A 19,524-nucleotide genomic window follows, 5' to 3' on the forward strand; every position below is an offset into this window, starting at 1 on the left:
TAACAGACAAAGGACGCCATTGGGGCGTCCTTTTGCCATTAAAACGGCTTTAGTCTTCTAGAATTTTTTCGATTACAGGGATATATTGCTCCATAAGTGTCATATGGTTGCCGATGATGGACTGCAGTTTGTTAACAGGCAGTTCTTTATTGGGACATTCTATTACTGAGCGGAAGCGCAGCTGCTCTTCCTCAGGATCAAGCTCAAAGCAGCCGGAAGTAAATTCGCTCTGCATTCGAAGCAGGTATAGGGCCAAGCGCTCCTGTTTGCCAGAAGGGATTGGGATTGGGAACATGCTATGGACAGTTACTGCTTGCAGGACTGTATCCGGCTGCAATAGCAGCAGCCAGCGGCCAGTAGCTTCGCTATGGAAAGGCACGCGAAAAATTTGTTTTTCAAAGATATCGTAATTCAGCTGTTGTCTGATTAGTGCTGCTTCAAGCTGCTGCATGACTGAAAGTTTCACAGGGTTGTCTTCTTGTATAATGCTTGGCTGCCGCTGCATAGCTGCAGACAAGGAGGGATGCCAAATCGTGCGAATGCCTTGACGCAGCGTTCCTTCCTTCTTTAAGGAAGGAGGCAGCTTGACCGTTTGAATGGCTTCAAGCAAAAACCAGCAATCGCTATGTGCAAGGGTCCCTGCATATGCACTGTCCTCCAGTGTGGAGGGAGGCAGCAGCGCAGCAAGTATAAATTCGGCATCCTTGCGCTGTTCAGCGAGCAGGGAAGCGATGGCAGGGTTTAATTCAAGACTTACTTCAATAGAAGTGAGCTTGTCGTAATGGGCTTGTGCAGTCAAGGCGTGCGGCCATGCATGAAACCATTGCCCGTCAATGAGCTGCTGCATGGTGCTGGCGCTTATGGTTATATTAAGGCTGGCATGAGTCTCATGCTCGTCAGCTTGAAATGCAATGGAAGTAAGTGTGGCGTGAAGAAGCTGGTTGCTCCAGCTTTTGAACTGGATCGGAACATTCACCTTGACGGTTGAAAGCTGATTGCTTGTGTCTGCCTTCATCATGTATCGCGCCCCTTTACGTTAATCAATTAAAAGCCGGCGAAGCCCTTCTTCAAAGACTTTACGCCCTTTTTCTTTTCTCCGCCGAATTCTGCGATTTTCTTCGTTTTTTCTACGCTGAAGCTGAATACATCCGCATCGATTTCAAAGCTTTTACTTTTTCCGAGCTCCAGGGAGACCTCCCATTGTCCAGGCTGGCCGTTTTCTCCCCATTCGTATTCATAGCTAAAGCCTAGCGTCGTTTGTGATTTAAGTGAAAAGAGACGCTCCACCTCTCCCGTATCCGGGTCGACCTCGCTTTTGAAATTCGCAATCGACTGGCCAATACTGTCGAATTTTGAGCTTAAAATGGACGTGTCGCTTACCGCATCCAGGATGGAGCCTTGTTTTTGTGCTGCATTGTATTGGGCACCCGGCACCCCGTTATCCTTGCTAGCAAGCGCCTTATTCATTGTCGTGAGCAGCCCCATTGAAGGGCTGTACAGCTTGCTTATAATTGCGACCCAGTCGACGTTATCTCCGCCATACTCAAAAGGCAGGGAAACACCCATTGATATTTCAATGCTTTCAAAATCGCTTCCAGATTTGGTGAGCGCGCCTTCAGCCTCCAAGCCTAACTCGCCAAAGCCTAAATTGAGGGCAATTTCCGCACTGACCTCATATTTTTTCTTCTCTTCCACGCTCATTAATTGCAAGGCTTTGTTGCGCAGCCTAGCAATGTCGGTTTGATCTCCGAATTTGTTGCGGGTATGCTCCATAATTGTTTTTTTGTCATATTGATTAAAGCTCTTTTTGGTAAGACTCAGATCAACCTCTGCAATGCCCGATTCGATGGCCAGGGCAAGCTGCTTATAGGTTCCCACCGATACGCTGCTATCCTCGTCATCCATATCTTGAGCCTCTATAGCGGAAGCCCACATTTCAGCTTCCTCGGTTTCGGATTTTCCGGATTTTCCGCCCATCCCCCACATGCTCTCTGCAAGACTGGGAACGCTGGCATTGATGTAGCGATACATCCCATACGAAATCAAATTCATAGCAGAAGACGTCGTTGCGGCGTTTGCTTCTACGAACATGCCGAGCTGCACATTGAAATCGACGATGCCGGCTTCCACGCCGACGCCGATTCCTATTTGCGAGCTTATTTCAATGCTGTCTTCATCCCGCTCTGCACCTGCCTCAAAGGAGATGATGACATAGCCGCCTGATTGCCCGATAGGTATTTTCAATTCGCAAGCAAGTGAAGCGGCGTCCCCGTCATGGGGAACAACCCGGTCAATAATACCGCCTATTTTTGTCAGGCCGCTGTTTAGCGAATCGCTTTCAATTGCTTTCGTTATCGATTTTTTGCCGATTTCATCGGTTTTAACCTGGCTGGTAACATCCTTTTGAATCGCTAGCTGACGATTCGTATCAGCGCCTGCCTGGGGTTTATCTTTATCGCCTTTTACAATTTTACGGGCTTCGTTAACGGCAGTATCTTTTGTGCTTTTTAGCAATTCCTTTGCTTTATCCTGTGCTTTGCTGCGGGCACGCTTCTTAATATCCTTTTCCAAGGCATTATTATGTATCAGACTGGAAGAACCATCATAGGCTGCATTTCGCAAATCTGACAGCGCAGATTGGGCAGGCTTAACTGCTTCAATAATACGTTCTGCTTCACGATACATAATGGCATCAACTGATATTTTTGACATGCTGTAAGCTTCTTTGTTTGCTGCCATTCCGAAGAAAGCTTTGCCAATATTGCTCTTATCCTTTAAATCCTGGTGATCATCCATCTGATTGGCAATATCCAAGCTTGCCTGCTTGCGGGCAGCGTCCTTTAAGCGCTGACGAAATGCGTTAAGCTCATCAGAGCGTCTCCATTCGCCTCTTCCTACTCCGAATTTGTCCAATACAGCCAGCTTGAGCGGATCAAAAAATTTGTCTGTATAAACCTCTCTCAATTCCTGTTCGCCGAAGTAAGGGGCCAATGCATGATTGGCATTCGCATGTTCGGTCTGCTGGCCTCCAGTCGGTTTGACTGCCTTTGCAGGCTCATGAGATGGGGGAGTCATCGTCGATCGCCCTCCAATATTTATGTTTCATCTTGAACCAGTATAAATGGTTAAAAATAATAATTTTGTTAGCCCGGTTACAATGTTCTTTATGAATCTCGGATATTGTGAAGAAAGGAGATTTATGTCGAAGGAAAGAAAGCGGGTATAGGCCATGAAGAGGGCAAATGAGCGGCATTTGTCTATGCTTCAGGAAAAAGAAGCGCCAAAGCTAAGCAGACTGCAGCATGGGCATGAAGCGCAGCAAGAGTACCAAGCAAGCTTGCAGCAAATGTATGGCAACAGGTGGATCGGTACAAGGGCTGCTGATCTGGAGAGGCTGGAGCTGCAAAGACAATGCATGCGCGGGATGAAGGAGCCTTCCCGTTCTCACGTAAGCAGGCTGATTCAACTGCCTGACGCTGATCAGCAGCTATGGCGCCGCTTTGCAAAGTTGACTGCCGAGCAGCGGCAAGCTGTCCTCCTTCATGCCGCCGGCTCTATAGCTAAGCTGGAGCTGTGGCAGGCTTTGCCGCATAAATGGAAGATACTTGACGATAGCATAGAAGCGCTGAAAGAGATTCGTTTACAGCGTGATGAAGCGTTGAAGGAAGGCAGTATTTACGAATCCGGAGCGCTTGAACGCCATCTTGAAGCCGATAACACCGTTAATGTGACAGGGCTTATTGCTCCGTACCGTGATATTGTGAGATGGCTGAACTATAAAGCGAATAAGCAAGGGCAACGGGAGCTGATGCAACGGTTCGAGCTGCTGTCGACCGCTCGCAAAAAGCAGGTTTTGCATCGGCTTGCGGCCGGCAGCAGGCTTAGGTTTACCGAGTTTGCCAAGCAAGTCACGATTGTAAAAGAGCTGAAGGAATGGGTCGATTGGACGCGCGTAAGCCAAGCTGTATTCGAAGCTGAACAACAGCAGCGCAAGGAAGAGAAAAAAGCTGGCAGTGAGCAGCAAGCTAAAAAACCGGCTGGAGCAAGAGCTGAGCTGCAGGACGAGCAGGAGAATGCTGAATACAGCCTGTTGATGGAAGAAAACAGGGTTAACGAAGAAGCTGTTGACAAGGTCGATTGGGAGCCGGATGACAGCTCTACTTTGGAAGAGCGTGATCGGCAGGAGCATATTGCTGGAATGAAGGAGGAAGAGGCGGAACAGCTGAAGTGGAGCAAGGAATTGCTCCCGTTGCTGGCGGGAACAGACTTGCTGCGGGGCAGCTCGGAGCAGCCTGAGCATCTCATGTGGCTGCTTTTCGGAACAAAGGCCAGTGAAGGCAGCAGGAGCAATCACGCTGTTAAAGCTTCAGCAAGAGCTTATGGACAGTCACTATTATCCCCTGGCGATATTGTGCACCGTTACCTGGGCATTGCCCATTTGCCGCTTTCCAAAAGGAACAAAGCGGAGCGAAAGAAATTACAGCAGTTGGGCTTTCTTTCCGCGCAGCAATGCTACGACCAGTTGCTTTCTGCTGTTGCAGCGTTATTGTACAAGCAAGGCGTGCGGCAGAAGAAAAAACAATATTTTCTTATTATCGAACGGCTCGGTTTATTACATGGGAGTAAGCTGCCGAGCAAACAGCAGCTTTATGAACGGCTTGGGGTACATATATAAGCCTTATCAGTTAGATGGAGATATAGCATATGGGATTACAAACATGGTTTCAATTGCGTCATGAGGATCGGCGCAAGGTATGGATGCTGGGCTCGGTATTTTTTCTTGCCGGTGTATCGGAAATGATTAACTACACATCCTTTATGGCGATATTTAACAGTCGCGTAGGGACGCAATATTTGCCTCTCATGTATTTTGCAGAGGCTTTTCTGCTGCCGTTGGAGGGCTGGCTGCTCTCTTATTTTTCGCAGCGGACAGCGAAGTCGAAATTTATGGTTTTGCTGTATGGACTATTTATTGGCATTGGCTTATTGAATGGTGCTGTGCTTTTGACAAGCAAGCTGCTTGGGCTGGATATAACGATGTATTATATCGTTTTATTTTTATCCTCCAATTTTGTTATCAGACAACAGACATTGCTAATGTGGAGCACGGCGTTTGACCTCTGTCCGACACAGCAGGCGAAGCGGGTTATGCCGGTATTTGTGCTGACTGCTATTATCGGCGGCATTGCAGCTGGAGTTATATCTAATTCAATGGCGGCTTATTTGGGTCCTGAGCTGCTGTATATGCTGGCGGTGCTGCTGCTGCTTGCAGGCCTGCCGCAGTTTGTCCGTTCTATTCGGCAATATTTGCTGCCTTTTACGAACGGGCAGGGTGAGGAGCAAGGCGGAGCAGAGCAATCCTCCTTGTTTTACTTGAAGCAAACGATTCGCTCTCCGTTTTTGCTTACCGTGATCGGCATTATGACATTAATGCCAGCGGTCTATTTTCTAATCGAATATCAGTATTTTACCGTAGCGCAAGCGTCCTTTGCGACGGAGAAGGAGTTGACCTCCTTTTACGGCTTGATGGTTATTATTTTGTTTTGCGCCGCTTTTTTATTGCAAATAGTAGCAGCCAGATTAATGGACTGGCTAGGAGCAAGCAACACCGTTTTTGCCATTGCGCTCATTTTTTTGGCAAGCCTGCTGCTTGTTAGCACGCTGGTTGCGTCGGAATATGCTCTTATAGTGGTGTCAATCGGCTACGGGCTGCTTTACCTGCTGCTTTACTATTTTGCTGAGCCGAGCTATCAATTCTTTTTCAAGATGCTGCCGCTCCAGCAGCGTGACGGTTATCGCTATATTGCACAAAGTCTGGCTGCTTCAGTTGGGATTTTGTTGGGCTCGGGCCTTTCCATGCTTCATTCCTCTTCTTTGCTTGCCTTGAACTGGCAGGCTGTGATCGGATTGATTTGTACATTGCTACTTGTAATATTAGCCTGGACCGCACGCCATCTATATTTGAAGGAGCTTATTAAGTATTTGCAGGACAGCTCTGCCTTTGTTCATGATTTTGTCGATCAGCTGCTTGATTCCATCAAGCATGAACGAATTCGCAAAGCGCTCGTCTTGCAGCTGCAGCATGCCAATGCAAATATAAGGCAATTTACGCTAGAGCTGCTGGGCATGCGCCCTCATCCTGCCTTGGGCGCGCCTTTATGGCAATATGCATGCCAGCATGATGGCGAGCAGAAAGCAGCTGCCCTTGCAGCGCTGCATGCAGACAGCTGGTCTGAGCGGACGATAAGAGAAATGGAGCTGTTCACGGCGGACGCTCATGAAAAGGTACGTACTGCCGCTTACCGCCAGCTCCTGATTGCGGCCAGAACGGGAACGGAAAAAAAGTACTATTTGGAACGAGCTTATAAGGATGACAGTCTTTTGGTACGTATGGAAGCTTGGCGGGGGATGGACGAAGGTGCGCTGCTGTATGAGGATATGCGCAAATTGCTAAGCGGCTCACAACAAATGGCTGTGCTGGCTTGTCAGCTTATTAGCGAGCGCAAGCTAAAGGAATTGTATATGGATGTAATGATGAGCGCGCTTTCTGATATCGCTGCAGTGAAATTAGCTTCGGTAAGGACAATGGGAAAATTAGGCGGAGCTGAGCTGGTCGTAAGCTTTATGGAAATGCTGGTTGGGAGTGACAAGGAGCTGCGTTCGGCCATTGAGGATGGGCTGCTCGCTATTGGGGCTGACGCATTGCCGGAGCTGCTTCGGTTTATAGATTCTCCCCAAGATGATATTTGGACAACGGCAGTTGCGGTAATGATGCGGCTGGATACAGAACAGATACATCTGCAAGCGGTTATAGCCTCATGCGCAAAACGATTGGCAGCACTATCAGCAGGCTATCGCATTGTGAAACGGATTGCTATGCAAAATCAGCCGGAATGGACGGGGCTGGCAAGGGCTAGAGCGAAGGAAATAGAAGGTTTTATTTTGGATACGGTGTGGCAGGTTATGCTATCCATCCATGATGAACGGGTAATTGCGAAGCTTCGTGCCGCTTTGGAAAGCAAGGATGAGGAGCTGCGTGATAACGGCCTGGAGGTATTATCCGAAAACCTTGGCAACGCCCGGTTAAGCGGCGCACTGCTTGGTTTTTATCGCCAGCAAGCGGATGAATCTATGCAGCCGGACGATCATAACGGGGATCAAAGCGAGGTAACGGATTCCTGGCTGCAGGCTATAGCGATCAAGGCAGGAGCAGGAGATGGAGGGGAGCTGCTAATGAATAATTGGGAATACTTGAGCGCGCTCGATAAGATTACATTTCTTAAGCAAGTGCCGTTATTTCAAAACATTTCGATTGAGGAGCTCGGGCGGATTGCCAGCATTGCCCGCGAGAAGGTATTTCCGGATGGAGAGCTGCTGCTGCAGCAAGGTCAGCAGGGACAGCTGCTTACCATTATTATGTCGGGCCATGTGGAGCTGAGCGGGATAAATGAAGCGGGTCTGGAAGGCACGATTAGCGTGCTTGGCGAGCTTCAAACAATTGGTGAAACGAGCTTGTTCGATGACCAGCCCTCTTCGATAGATGCCCAGGTTATTTTTGGAGAGGCAAAAGTGCTGCAAATTGAAAGCAAGGAAATGACCAAGCTCGTTCGTTTATATCCGGAAATAGGGGTTGGCTTGCTAAGAGCGATGAGTATGAGGCTGCGTACGCTGGAGCAGCTATTCATCAAGCTGGGCTAAGGGCGACAGCGAGTAAGGTTGGCTTCACAAAACTTGAAGGAGGATGGATATGAAGCATGCGGCAAAGGAGCATGTGCAATCAATCGGACTTGCAGCGGAGCTGGAGCAATGGACCGTTTTGTTGCATTGGCTGCAAAAAATCGGTGAAAATTTCCAGCTCTCAGCCAAGCACCAAGCGGCGCTGCAGCTCGTATGCGAGGAATGGTTCGTGAATATCGTTCACTACGGCTTTAAAAACAGGTCCCATGACGATTTGCCTTATATCCAAATTACAGCTCGAGCCTCCGCTTATGTTCCTAGGAAGGTTTGGATTTTATTTATAGATAACGGCAAGCCCTTTAATCCGTTGCAATATGAACTGCCTAATATTAATTTGCCCGGGCAGCATCGTCCGATAGGAGGGCTCGGCATCTACTTTATTCGAAAAAAAACGCGGTTATGCCGCTACAATCGGGCAGGAAGCTACAACTATTTTACGATGGAGCTTGAAGAAGAAGGGAGAGAGAAGCAGTGATACATATGGATAGACAAGCTGATTATTCCGTATTGAACTTAACGGGCCGGCTCGATGGCTTGACGATGGCAGAGGTGGAGAAGTGTTTTTTAGAGGCAGTTGCCGCAGGAGAGCAGCGGTTTGTTTTCGATATGGAGCAGCTGGAATATATAAGCAGCGCGGGGCTTCGAGTCATGCTGCTGGCTATGAAAAAAACGAAAGCAATTGGCGGCCAGCTCGTCCTATGCGGACTTTCCGGAATGGTTGAAGAGGTGTTTCAAATGTCGGGCTTTACAGCTGTTTTTTCAATTGCGGCTTCACGCCAGGAAGCCATTCAGAACGTACGAATAGCCAGTGGAGAGTGAGTGTATTGACCGTAGCGATTATTGCAGCAGCTGCATTCGTCATTTGTGTCGCTATCCTGATGATTAGGTACTTAGTCAAGTCAAGCAGAAGGGCCAGCTTGCTGTTGAACGTAAGTATGGAATTAAGCTCTTCGATGGAGCGGAAGACGCTGCTTGAAAAAATGATGGCTGCAGCAGCGAAGGCCTTGCAGGCTGAAGGCTCATCTGTGCTGCTTGTGGATGAAAAGACCGGTGAGCTGTACTTTGAGGTGGCTACAGGAGAGCGGCATGAGCAGGTTAAGCAAATCCGCCTGCAGCCAGGCGAAGGAGTGGCTGGCTATGTTGCAGCTACGCGCCAGCCGCTGCTCATTCCCGATGCCGGCAAGGATGAGCGCTGGTCGGCACGAGTGGCCGACAAGGTGAAGGTAGCGACGCGCAATATGCTGTGCGTGCCTGTCGTGTCGGCGGACAAGCTGCTGGGTGTGCTTCAGGTTATTAACAAGCAAGGCGGTAAAACGTTCCGCAAGCAGGATTTGCGCCTGCTGGAAATGCTCGCTTCTCCTGCTGCGATAGCGCTGGAAAATATGCTGTTGTACGAGGCGCTGCTGGAATCTATGGAAAACCTGCGTGTTACGACTGCCGCTAAGCAGCGCATGGAGAGCGAAATGTTGTTTGCAAGGCAAATTCAGCAAAGCTTTCTCCCCCAGTATGAGCTTGCAGCAGAGCGGGTACAGCTAAGCGCTCAGCTAATACCGGCAAGAGAGGTGGGAGGGGATTTTTTCTACTACACCTTGTTGGACGAGCGAACGTTGCTGCTTTGCTTGGGTGATGTATCGGACAAGGGGATGCCGGCAGCTCTTTTCCTATCCGGCTTGATGATTTGGATTAAAGCGAAGGCGAGAGAATGGACATCTCCTGCCGCAATTATGCAAGCCATTAATGAAGAGCTGAGCACTGAGGATTCTACGATGTTTGCCACTATTTTTTTAGCCAGCTTCAATTTGGACACGGGCCGGCTTGTTTATTGCAACGGCGGGCATTGCCCGCCTATATGGCTTTCTAATGGTGAAGCAAGGCTGCTGTCCGGAGATCGAAATTTGCCGATTGGTGTAATTGGCAGTGCGCAATATGTCGAGAATGTGGCGCAGATTACGGAACAAGATACGCTAGTCTTTTATACTGATGGCATTACGGAAGCATTAAATACAGAAAAGCAACTATATGGAACTGAGCGTTTATACGAATTATTGAGCAATATAGCTTCTGCTAAGCCTGAGCAGCTGAATGAACATCTTATAAACGATGTCCGCTTATTTTGCGGCGGTCAGCCGCAAGCGGATGATATTGCAGTTATGTCTATTGCATATTTGCCGGCAGCACAAAAAGAAGCAGATAGGAATTGAACGATATGGAAACGATGCTTCAATTATCTACCTTGACCGATTGTTATGAGCATGCGGAACAGTATGTGCGGGACGAGCTGATCATGCTGGATGTCAGGCTGGAGCTTGAGCTGGAGCAAATATCGGCCTTAAAAGAAGGCAGTGAGCGTGCAGCTGCTTATCCAGGCATGTATTTTAGCGAGGAGGAAGCTTTTGCGCTGCTTAGCTCGGATACAGCGGCCGAACTGTCAAGCGAGCAGCAGCAGCTGCTGGAGCAGCTGGAGCAGCGGATTGCCGCAAAAGCTAACAATAGCAAGCAGAAGGGGGAGCGGCTGCCCGTCCATGTGCTGGAGGGAGAGCTCGGCCTGCATAGCTGGGAGGTGCGTGTTCTGATTGCAGCGCTCGCACCGCATATTGACCGCAAATATTGGAAGCTGTACGGCTATATTCAGGACGATATGACTTGCCAGCATGTAACGCTTGAATTGCTGCTGCGGATATGCTGCAAAAGCAAGCTTGAAAGAAGGCTGCTTTACAAGCAACTGACTAATCCGCATTCTGTGCTGCGCTCTATGCTGTTGTCCTACCCGGTCCGTTCCGCCGATGAATCATCGGTGCTGAAAGAGACGCTGACGCTTGGGCGGTTTATGATTCATTTCCTGCTGGGCATTTCGCAGACCAGCGGGCTGGGTATAAGGCGAATTAGCGAGGAGGAGTTGAATGAGCTTCCGCCTCTTCTCATTCACCAAGAAACACATCAGCAAATTATTCATTATGCGAAGACGCAAGGTCTGGATAAAGGACTTATCTGGAATATTCACGGTGAAGCCGGCAGCGGAAAAAACTTTCAGGCGATGCATGCCGCACGTTCCCTTGGATTTGCCTATATGGAAATGAGCCTGTTGTTTGCACCAGCGGACTTACCCGCATTTCGAAGCAAGCTTGAGCAATTTATGTTAGAAGCACGGTTGTATAATGCTCTGCCGGTTCTTGATCATATGGACGAGCTTGTCAAAGGTGAAGAGACGGATGTGAGGCTGCTTTGGCTAGCCGACAGATTGCAGCAATGCGATAGGCCGATCTTGCTGCTGAGCAGAAAGGAATTTAGAGGGATAGGCCTGCGAAGCCGTTATATAAACGTCCATCTGCCTCTTCCTCATTTTGACCAGAGCCGACTGCTCTGGCAGCAGTTATCCGGGTCATGGATGGAGCTGAAAGATTACGAAGCACAGCGACTTGCCGGCAAGTTCCGTTTTACTCCCGGTTATATTGCAGCTGCAGCGGATCAGGCAGGGCGGGATGAAGAATGGTGCAGGTACAGTGTTAATGGCGAGAAGTTTATGGCGGAGTCAGAGTTAGGGGCAGATCGTAAGGTTAAGCGGCTTCATCAATCGGCTTATCGCATCGTACAGCATCAGCTGGAACAAAAGGCTGTTAAAGTAGATCCGAAGTTCGAATGGTCTGATCTTATTTTGCCGGAAGACACAATTGGGCTGTTAAGACAGGCATGCAATCGGGTGAAAAATCGTTATCAGGTTATGCAGGTGTGGGGATTTGATCGTGTGCTTCCTTATGGCAGGGGCGTCAGCATGATGTTTACGGGACCGCCTGGCACAGGCAAAACAATGTCGGCGCTCGTCATGGCCAGAGAAATGGACGCTGAACTGTACCGCATCGATTTATCGCGAGTTGTCAGCAAGTACATTGGCGAAACGGAAAAAAACTTGAGCGATATTTTTGATCAGGCCAGAAAAAGCGGAGCGATACTGTTTTTTGACGAAGCGGATTCCTTGTTTGGCAAGCGGTCAGAAGTAAAGGATTCACACGATAAATACGCAAATATGGAAACCTCGTTTTTGCTTCAGAAGATGGAGGAATACGACGGGCTTACCATATTGGCAACAAACTTTGCGCAAAATCTGGATGAAGCTTTTACAAGGCGAATTCAATTTATTATTAAATATCCTTTTCCGGATACAGCTCAAAGAGAGCAGCTTTGGAGAGCTTCCCTGCCTAAGCAGCTTCATTCGAAGTCGTTGGATTTCACTTTTTTGGCACAGACCTTTGAGCTTACCGGCGGGCCTATCAAAAATATTATTTTGACTGCGGCATTTCTGGCAGCAGAGGAGGGCTCCGAGCTTCATATGAAGCATATGGTGGAAGGAGCAATCCAAGAGTATAAAAAAACCGGGAAGCTGCTGCTGAAGGATCGGCTTGGGCCGTATGCACAGTATTGGAGGGGGTGAGCACAATCGCAGATTATTCAGTCATTGCCGATATAGGCTTATCCTTGGCGAAGGTGCTGCGCGAAGCGCTGGTTCCTGAGCTGGTCGCTCATTCGGACGGCGTCGGGCTGGCCCACCCTAATGATAAGGGAGATATGAATATAAGCCTCTTCCTGTATGAAATTAAGGAAAATACAGATGTAAGAAGCAGTGATTTAATTGACCAGGGGGATCGTATGCGATACCCGCCTATTGCCCTTGATCTCTATTATTTGATTACGGCCCACTCCGCCTCTGATGTGCTGACGAAAGCGATTGATGAGCAGAGAATGATAGGCAAGGTCATGCAGCTGCTGCACGATCACAGCGTTCTAAAGGGCAATGATCTGGTCGGCTCGCTGGCCGGCACGGATGGTGCCTATAGGCTTGTGAAGGAGGAGATGCCGCTGGAATCGGTGTTAAGCCTGTTTCCTAATACACCGTACAAGCTATCGCTTAGTTATAGGCTGGGCCCAGTATTTCTGGATTCTACCCGTACGAAAGCTGTTGGCAGAGTGCGAGAGCGTCTTGTAACGACGAAGCAAAAATAAAATCAACTATTTTCCAAACGTGAAAGGGGAATTACGATGGCTGAATATTTGTCACCCGGTGTATATGTGGAGGAATTTGATTCAGCGGGTCAGCCGCTGTCTGGAGTAAGCACGAGTATGGCAGGCTTTATAGGACTTGCCGAACGCGGCCCAGTGGAAGGCTTGCCGCTCCTTGTAACTAGCATGAATGAGTTTAAGCGTTATTATGGGTCATATTTAAAAGAAAATCAGTTTGGCGCTTATCGTTATTTGGCTTATGCGGTCGATCAGTTTTTTACTAATGGCGGCTCGCAGGCTTATATTATGCGTGTGGCACCAACGGATAGTGCAGCTGCTTCAAGCGAAAGCGAGCTGTTTAGAATTACAGCCAAAAACCCAGGCTCCTGGGGCAATGATGCCAAAATCTTCTGTGAGCCTTCAAGCAAAGCAAAAACGCAAATCTTCGAGGACTTGGGCGAAGGGAAATACCGCGTAAAAAGCAGTGCAGGCTTTCATGATGGCGATGAGGTCAAGTTTTTTGATGGTACCGGCATTGTGTCCAATAAAGTGGTGAAGGTGCAGGATCATATAATTGAGCTGGAGCAGCCGCTGGAGGGCGACCCGACAGATAACGGCCTGCTGCCAAGTAAAGTATTATCTACCTCGGAATTCACATTACATATTGCTTATGGGCTAGAAATGGAGACATTCGAAAAATGCTCCTTCAATGCAGCAGCTGCAAATTATGTGAGCAAAGTGGCTGAGCGGTCGACATTAGTAAAAATAGAAGCGGCGGAGCAAGCAGCAGTAGCGCAATTATTTGCTGAGCAGGATAAATATTCAATCTTGCTTGCTGGGGGCAAGGACGGTTCGCTTGACGGCTTGTCTCCTGCAAGCTTTATAGGCGAGGACAACGGACCTGGCAAGCGCACAGGCATTCAAGCCTTTATCGATAATGACCAGGCCAGCATTATGTCTGTACCGGGCATAACGGAACCGGCAGTTCAGCTGGCGCTAGTCGCTCATTGCGAGAACTTGGGCAGCCGTTTTGCAATACTCGATATACCGAGAGAAAAAACGAAGGTGCAGGAAGTGCTGTCGCATCGCGATATATTCGATTCCAGCTATGCTGCGATGTACAATCCCTGGCTGCAAGTATTTGATCCTGCAGAAAAACGCAATATTTTTGTTCCTCCGTCTGGAACCGTTGCAGGTGTCTATGCACGCAGCGACAGCACGCGCGGTGTGGAAAAAGCGCCTGCCAATGAAGTCGTTCGCGGCGTAACCGGCCTGGATGTGCAGTATAACAAGGGCGAGCAGGATGTGCTGAATCCCAAAGGCGTCAATTTAATCCGCAGCTTCTCCGGCCAAGGCATCCGAATTTGGGGTGCACGCACGACGTCTTCCAACGCATTGTGGAAATATATTAATATTCGCCGATTGTTTATTTTTGTGGAGGAGTCTATTAAAGCAGGGACGAACTGGGTAGTTTTTGAGCCGAATGACGAGCGTTTATGGGCAAAGGTGCACCGTACCATTGACGCATTCCTTACAAGGGTATGGCGTGGCGGCGCATTACAAGGCTCATCGCCGAGTGAAGCTTTTTACATTGATATCAGCAGCAATACAATGACGCAGGATGATATCGACAACGGCCGCTTGATCTGTGTCATTGGCATCGCGCCGGTGAAGCCTGCTGAGTTTGTAGTATTCCGCATTACTCAAAAAACGAATGAACAATAAGGCTGAAAATATGAAATTGATTTGATAATGAATAGATTAGAGAGGAAGATGTAGCAATGGCAGGCGAACGCAATGATCCATACCGCAAGTTTCGATTCCGTGTAGAGGTGGAAGGCATTGAGCAGGCAGGCTTTAGCGAGGTTTCAGGCTTCGATGCTTCTCTTGATGTGATTGAGTACCGTGAAGGAACAGATGTTATTACTCCGCGTAAGCTTCCAGGACTCGCGAAGTATGGCAATATTTCGTTGAAATGGGGCTCGACAGAGTCGATGGATCTTTTTGAATGGGTACAGGATTGTATCGTTGAAGGCAGTGTAGAACGCAAAACGGTTACCATTATTGCCATTAACGAAGAGGGTGAGGATGTGGCCACTTGGCAAGTCATTGAAGCATGGCCTACGAAATATACAGCGCCAGACTTCAACGCGACCGCATCCGAGGTTGCAATCGAGCTGCTTGAGCTTGCGCATGAGGGTATGCTGCGTACGCAGTAGATGAAGGAATTGCTGCACTGATTTTGTGGGCAAACGGAAGTGGCAGGGAACAACGTTGCTTAATGTTGTTCCTTCCGCTATTTCTGTTCCGATTGGAAGCTGAGCTTGCAGGATGCTGCACAATCAGTCTAAAAAAAGTGGAAATTTGAGGAGGCGTAAGGATGTCCTTTCAGACAGAATATGATTTTGAGCTGCCGCGGGGTTTCGTAGATGAGAACGGCAATCTTCACCGCAGAGGTACGATGAGGCTGGCTACAGCTGCCGATGAAATATTGCCGATGCGCGATCAGCGCGTACAGCAAAATCCGGGCTATTTAACGATTATATTGCTTGCCCGTGTAATAACGAAGCTGGGTGATCTGCGCGCTGTAGATACAAAAACAATTGAGCGCATGTTTACAGCGGATCTGGCATTTTTGCAAAACTTTTATCGTGAAATAAATGAAACAGAAAAGCTTTCCGTACAGGCGGTTTGTCCAAAATGTGATCATGAGCATGAGGTGGATATCTCTTTTTTATCCGTAATGGAAGGAGCCTAAGCGTCTATCCGGAGGAGCGGCTTTATGAGGAGGCTGGCTTTATTGCTTACTACTTCCATTGGAGTCATGAACAAATAATGAACATGGAGCATCGCGAGCGTCGAAAATGGTGCGAAGAAATTTCCAGAATCAATCGGAAAATGAGTGATGAGCCTGAACGGCATAATCCGTTTGATGTATTCAAGTAAGAGGTGAAATGGATGAAGCAGCAGTCAGAGCAGGCAAGAATGCAGCTGGTAGGCTCTTATAGATTTATGGTTGAGCTTGATGGTCTGCTCGTAGCAGGTTTTTCCGAGGTAGGAGGCCTGGTCGTTGAGACGGATACGGAGGAGTATGCCGAAGGGGGACTGAACCAATTTGTCCATCGTTTTCCTTCGCGAACGAAACATGTGCCGCTTAGCCTCAAGCGCGGCATGACCTTGTCCGATGAGCTTTGGAATTGGTACGCCAATGTGGTCGAAGGCCAAATTGAGCGGAAAAGCGGCTCGATTATTTTGTATAACGAACGGGATCAGGAGTTTCGGCGCTGGAATTTTTACGATGCCTATCCGACGAAATGGTCCGGTCCGGATCTTAATGCTTCAGCAAGTGAAATTGCAGTGGAATATATTGAACTGACGCATAACGGCTTCAAGATGATGTAACAGCTGATTGCAGCTGCATACGTCTGTGATATAGACAAGGGGGAAGGCAGGTAGATGAAGGAATCGGAAGTATTGCGCCCCATACAGTTGACCGACGGGTCATTTGCAATCCGCCTCGCTTCCAAGTATGGCTGGATGATTGGCAATCCGCAGCACAATGGGACTTTAATATATTTGGAGCGGCAGGACGCCAAGCGCCGTTCTGCTTCAAGGCAGCATCATATTCACCTGTCTATATCACGGACGTATTCCCCTATAGCTCTGCATGTCTCGATTATGAATCGCATAACAGAGCTTGCAAGGCTTGCAGGCCAACAAACAACGCTTGCTGAATCATTTGGCAAAAGTAAAGCTCGGCTAGTAGAGGCAAAGTCTGCAAAATCGGTGAAGATTGGATCTGGCGATGAACAGCGACAGTCTGATCAAACGAGGCTGCGCGGACTTAACAGTGATCCCCGCAGATTAGAGCACAAACGGCGCGAAGAGCAGCAGAGAGACAATAACCAGCCATCTGTTACTGGAAATGCTGTCTCAGCAAGGCTGCTTAAGACGGAGCAGTCTATTCTTAGCAAAGTGTTATGGAGGACTATGGGGCTTCATGCTGAAAGAGAAAGCCTCAGTAAACGGCCTGGAAGATTAGCTTCCGGCTATTTGCTTAAGCATACGGTGAGCAGAACAGAAACAAAGCAGCTGCTTCAACAGCTGCTTGTGCAGGTCAAGCATGGTTTAGGCAGTTCGGAGCAATCCGTTTTAAGCAAAAATGACGTAGCCATTTCCATGGAAAATAGGTTTAAACAACATTTAGGACAAGAGCAGGTTCAAAGCGGGAAACGTTTGGACCATGAGAGAGGCCAGCCAGATAAACAAACCGAGCGACAATTAATCCGCCAAATCAAGCAGCTTGTTCGAGATCAATCTCAGCTTGAAAATTCAACGCAAAATCAAGTCCGACACACAAAAAAATCAGTGGGCTTCCGTAGTATAGCATCCGATGTTCTTCTTGCGCATAAGAAGTCATTGCAACAGACGCAGACAATTGATTCTAAACAAGTAGTAAAAAAAGAATTATCAAATGCACCTGTAAATTCAATTCATCCAAATTATTGGGCAAGACGAGTCATTCGTCGTATTAAACATTTTAGCGCTATGCGTCAAGATCAATTGCATGAAACAGGAAGTCCTATTGAAACGAAGTGGAAGTCAGAGCAGTTCAAGCAAGGTGCAGCATTATTTTTTAATGCAGTTAAATTTCATTCCAAGCAGGCTGCTCGCCTTCAGCAAAAAGCTCCCTTGTCTCCCGCCGCTAGCCAGGCAGATGAGACGGTTGCAATGAAGCGAAACGGAATTGATATAGCTGCTGCTGTCCAATTAGCGACAGAGACAGTTAATGTCATTAAAAGACTGAGTTTGAAAAATGCATCCCGGTTTGTACATAGAAAAATACGAGATACAGCTAGCCAATCAAATGGTAACAACGCGATTAAGGAAGCTAGCCATACATTGATGCTAAAACGGTATATCAGTGAGGATGTCAGAGCACGAGTTACACTTGCGGAAGAAAGCTTATCGCATCCGAATGTTAAAAAGCAGAGGCTAGGGAAAGCTGCGCGGCTTAACAGCATTACTCCTGAACGTGCCGAGAGCTTGTCAAAGCTTGTTAAACGCAAAAGAGCGGAATTGCAGGTGTCAGCTGTCGATCGATTAGAGGAAGCTGTCAAGGTTGCTGCCCAAGATAATAACAAGAAGCTTTCAATAGAGGTGCGGGATCCAGTTAGCTTAAAGCCAGTTAAGTTGTATATGAGTGCAAGCAATACATCAAAAGGCCAAATGAAAGCAGGTCAGCTTGTAAAAATCCAATCGATTAAAGCGATGTCCGGGCAGCTTGCAAATTTAATCCAAAAGCAAGCCGGCCAGCCGCTTGTTGCAAGTTTTAGAGCTAAGGTGCAGCGTCACTTGGCGGAAACTGAGCATATAGCGGAACAACTGCATTCGAAGGCTGCCGCTCTGTATAGACAGACAGCAGCAGAAGCATATCGCCAGGAGAAACGGCGTACTGTCGTAAACGTTCAACACGAGGAGAAACAGCATGCTGCCGTGAAAGCTAATCGCGGGGAGAAGCAGCATACTGATGCGCAAACTCATCACAAGGAGAAACAGCATACTGTCGTAAAAGTCCATCGCCAGGAGAATCAGCATACTGTCGTAAAAGTTCATCGTCATGAGGTGAAGCATACTGTCGTAAAAGTTCATCGTCATGAGGTGAAGCATACTGTTGCACAAGCTCATCACAAGGGGAAGCAGCATACTGCTGCACAAGTTCATCATAAGGAAAATCAGCATACTGTCGTAAATGTTCGTCGTCATGAGGTGAAGCATACTGTTGCACAAGCTCATCACAAGGAGAAGCAGCATACTGTCGTAAAAGTTCATACTATACAGTTGCCGCAAGCAGCAACATTCGCAAGTAGCTCAAAGCCGTTACAATCCGTGGCTCGTCGTAAGGAACTGCCACAATTAGCCCAGATTGAGCATATGAAGAAGCTGCTAGTGAACACAGTGCCAGTGAGTTTAGAACAACAGCGTGCTATGTCGAATGCTCGTGCCATGAATAACCTGCCTGCAGAAATAAAAAACCAGCAGCTTGAGCAGCAATTCACAATGAGTAGTATACGAGCAATAACTAAAGCATATGTGAAAATGAACAAAATTTCTCCTATTCGTCGGCAGTCTCCATTAAGCGAAAAAGCAGCTTCTTTGGCGCAAACCAGAGTATTCATGCGCGCTGAAATACGACAGCTTGCCACAAAGGCCCGTAAGTATGCGAATATGCAAATTACCAGCTCAGCCCAGACGATAAGTGATGGGATTAGCCCCAAAACCGTAAGCGTTGTTTCGCTCGGTACTCCAGGGGACCAACAAATCATTAATGGCGCTCAAACTTCGGCGATTGTCCATCGTAAATCTGCGGATATAGCTGCTAAAAAGCAGCAAATTGTAAGCCGCTCGCATGCTGCACCGCATAAGGAAGCTGCGCTTCATGTGCTGCAGCGCACCCCGCCAAAGGATCTGGCGCAAAAGGAAGCGATGACAAGCTTGAAGGACGCTATTAAAGGCGTAGAAAAGGAACTATTGCAGGTAAAGGAACAAGCAGCAACGCCTCAAATGAATATCAAGCAGCTTACAGACCAAATGTACAGAGAGTTTTCTCGCAGGATGCGGCTGGAGCAGCAGCGTAGAGGATTATGATTGAGGGCAAGAATGGGAATGGAGAAGCGGCAGCGTCCGCCTTTGTAGGCCACTTTTATCTATTACAGGGGTGCTTATTCATAAAAATTGGACTACAACAGCGGTAGGATGCCCATTTTTGATCGCAGCGGCCCCCCTTTCTATTGC

General features: G+C 48.1%; 15 protein-coding genes. 13 read left to right on the plus strand and 2 right to left on the minus strand.

Going from position 1 to position 19,524, the window contains the following annotated elements:
* Positions 1-49 precede the first annotated feature (49 nt).
* Together ACRRU2_RS20560 and ACRRU2_RS20565 are read right to left on the minus strand one after the other, a co-directional pair.
* Positions 50-1,018, minus strand: a complete 969-nt coding sequence (locus tag ACRRU2_RS20560; RefSeq protein WP_432504593.1) for a hypothetical protein — start codon at positions 1,016-1,018, stop codon at positions 50-52.
* A gap of 26 nt (positions 1,019-1,044) precedes the next feature.
* Positions 1,045-3,075, minus strand: a complete 2,031-nt coding sequence (locus ACRRU2_RS20565; protein WP_432504595.1) for a hypothetical protein — start codon at positions 3,073-3,075, stop codon at positions 1,045-1,047.
* A 154-nt stretch (positions 3,076-3,229) separates the two neighbouring features.
* On the opposite strand from ACRRU2_RS20565, the gene ACRRU2_RS20570 reads away from it, so the two are divergent.
* From ACRRU2_RS20570 to ACRRU2_RS20630, 13 genes are all read left to right on the plus strand, one after another.
* Entirely contained in the window at positions 3,230-4,675 is a 1,446-nt protein-coding gene (locus ACRRU2_RS20570) for a hypothetical protein (RefSeq protein ID WP_331699134.1), read from the plus strand.
* Positions 4,676-4,704: 29 nt separating this feature from the next.
* Positions 4,705-7,698 (plus strand): cyclic nucleotide-binding domain-containing protein, encoded by a 2,994-nt coding sequence (locus tag ACRRU2_RS20575; RefSeq protein ID WP_331699133.1) that lies wholly within the window; start codon positions 4,705-4,707, stop codon positions 7,696-7,698.
* A 49-nt stretch (positions 7,699-7,747) separates the two neighbouring features.
* Positions 7,748-8,212: an ATP-binding protein gene (locus tag ACRRU2_RS20580; protein WP_432504598.1), complete on the plus strand. Its 465-nt coding sequence runs from the start codon at positions 7,748-7,750 to the stop codon at positions 8,210-8,212.
* A 5-nt stretch (positions 8,213-8,217) separates the two neighbouring features.
* Positions 8,218-8,556 carry an STAS domain-containing protein gene (locus tag ACRRU2_RS20585; RefSeq protein WP_331699131.1) on the plus strand — a complete coding sequence of 113 codons (339 nt, stop codon included), beginning with the start codon at positions 8,218-8,220 and terminating at the stop codon, positions 8,554-8,556.
* 5 nt (positions 8,557-8,561) lie between these two features.
* Positions 8,562-9,938: a PP2C family protein-serine/threonine phosphatase gene (locus ACRRU2_RS20590; protein ID WP_432504601.1), complete on the plus strand. Its 1,377-nt coding sequence runs from the start codon at positions 8,562-8,564 to the stop codon at positions 9,936-9,938.
* Between the two features lie 5 nt (positions 9,939-9,943).
* Positions 9,944-12,163 (plus strand): ATP-binding protein, encoded by a 2,220-nt coding sequence (locus tag ACRRU2_RS20595; RefSeq protein ID WP_432504603.1) that lies wholly within the window; start codon positions 9,944-9,946, stop codon positions 12,161-12,163.
* Positions 12,160-12,732, plus strand: coding sequence for a DUF4255 domain-containing protein (locus ACRRU2_RS20600; protein ID WP_331699128.1), 573 nt, complete (start codon positions 12,160-12,162; stop codon positions 12,730-12,732). The genes ACRRU2_RS20595 and ACRRU2_RS20600 overlap by 4 nt, the downstream gene beginning before the upstream one ends.
* Before the next feature lie 36 nt (positions 12,733-12,768).
* Positions 12,769-14,454 carry a phage tail sheath family protein gene (locus ACRRU2_RS20605; protein WP_432504606.1) on the plus strand — a complete coding sequence of 562 codons (1,686 nt, stop codon included), beginning with the start codon at positions 12,769-12,771 and terminating at the stop codon, positions 14,452-14,454.
* A 56-nt stretch (positions 14,455-14,510) separates the two neighbouring features.
* A complete protein-coding gene (locus ACRRU2_RS20610) occupies positions 14,511-14,948 on the plus strand; it encodes a phage tail protein (protein ID WP_432504608.1) in 438 nt (145 codons plus the stop codon).
* A gap of 161 nt (positions 14,949-15,109) precedes the next feature.
* The gene (locus ACRRU2_RS20615; RefSeq protein WP_331699125.1) at positions 15,110-15,487 is read left to right on the plus strand and encodes a phage tail assembly protein; all 378 of its coding nucleotides are present in this window, start codon (positions 15,110-15,112) and stop codon (positions 15,485-15,487) included.
* Complete coding sequence (locus ACRRU2_RS20620) at positions 15,466-15,675, plus strand: DUF6760 family protein (protein WP_331699161.1); 210 nt, start codon at positions 15,466-15,468, stop codon at positions 15,673-15,675. Before ACRRU2_RS20615 ends, ACRRU2_RS20620 begins: the two co-directional genes overlap by 22 nt.
* A 12-nt stretch (positions 15,676-15,687) precedes the next feature.
* The gene (locus ACRRU2_RS20625; protein ID WP_432504611.1) at positions 15,688-16,131 is read left to right on the plus strand and encodes a phage tail protein; all 444 of its coding nucleotides are present in this window, start codon (positions 15,688-15,690) and stop codon (positions 16,129-16,131) included.
* 54 nt (positions 16,132-16,185) lie between these two features.
* Positions 16,186-19,377, plus strand: coding sequence for a hypothetical protein (locus ACRRU2_RS20630; protein ID WP_432504613.1), 3,192 nt, complete (start codon positions 16,186-16,188; stop codon positions 19,375-19,377).
* Positions 19,378-19,524: the final 147 nt, after the last annotated feature.

It is taken from the genome of Paenibacillus sp. GXUN7292, from assembly GCF_050864975.1.
Taxonomy (GTDB): Bacteria; Bacillota; Bacilli; order Paenibacillales; family Paenibacillaceae; genus Pristimantibacillus.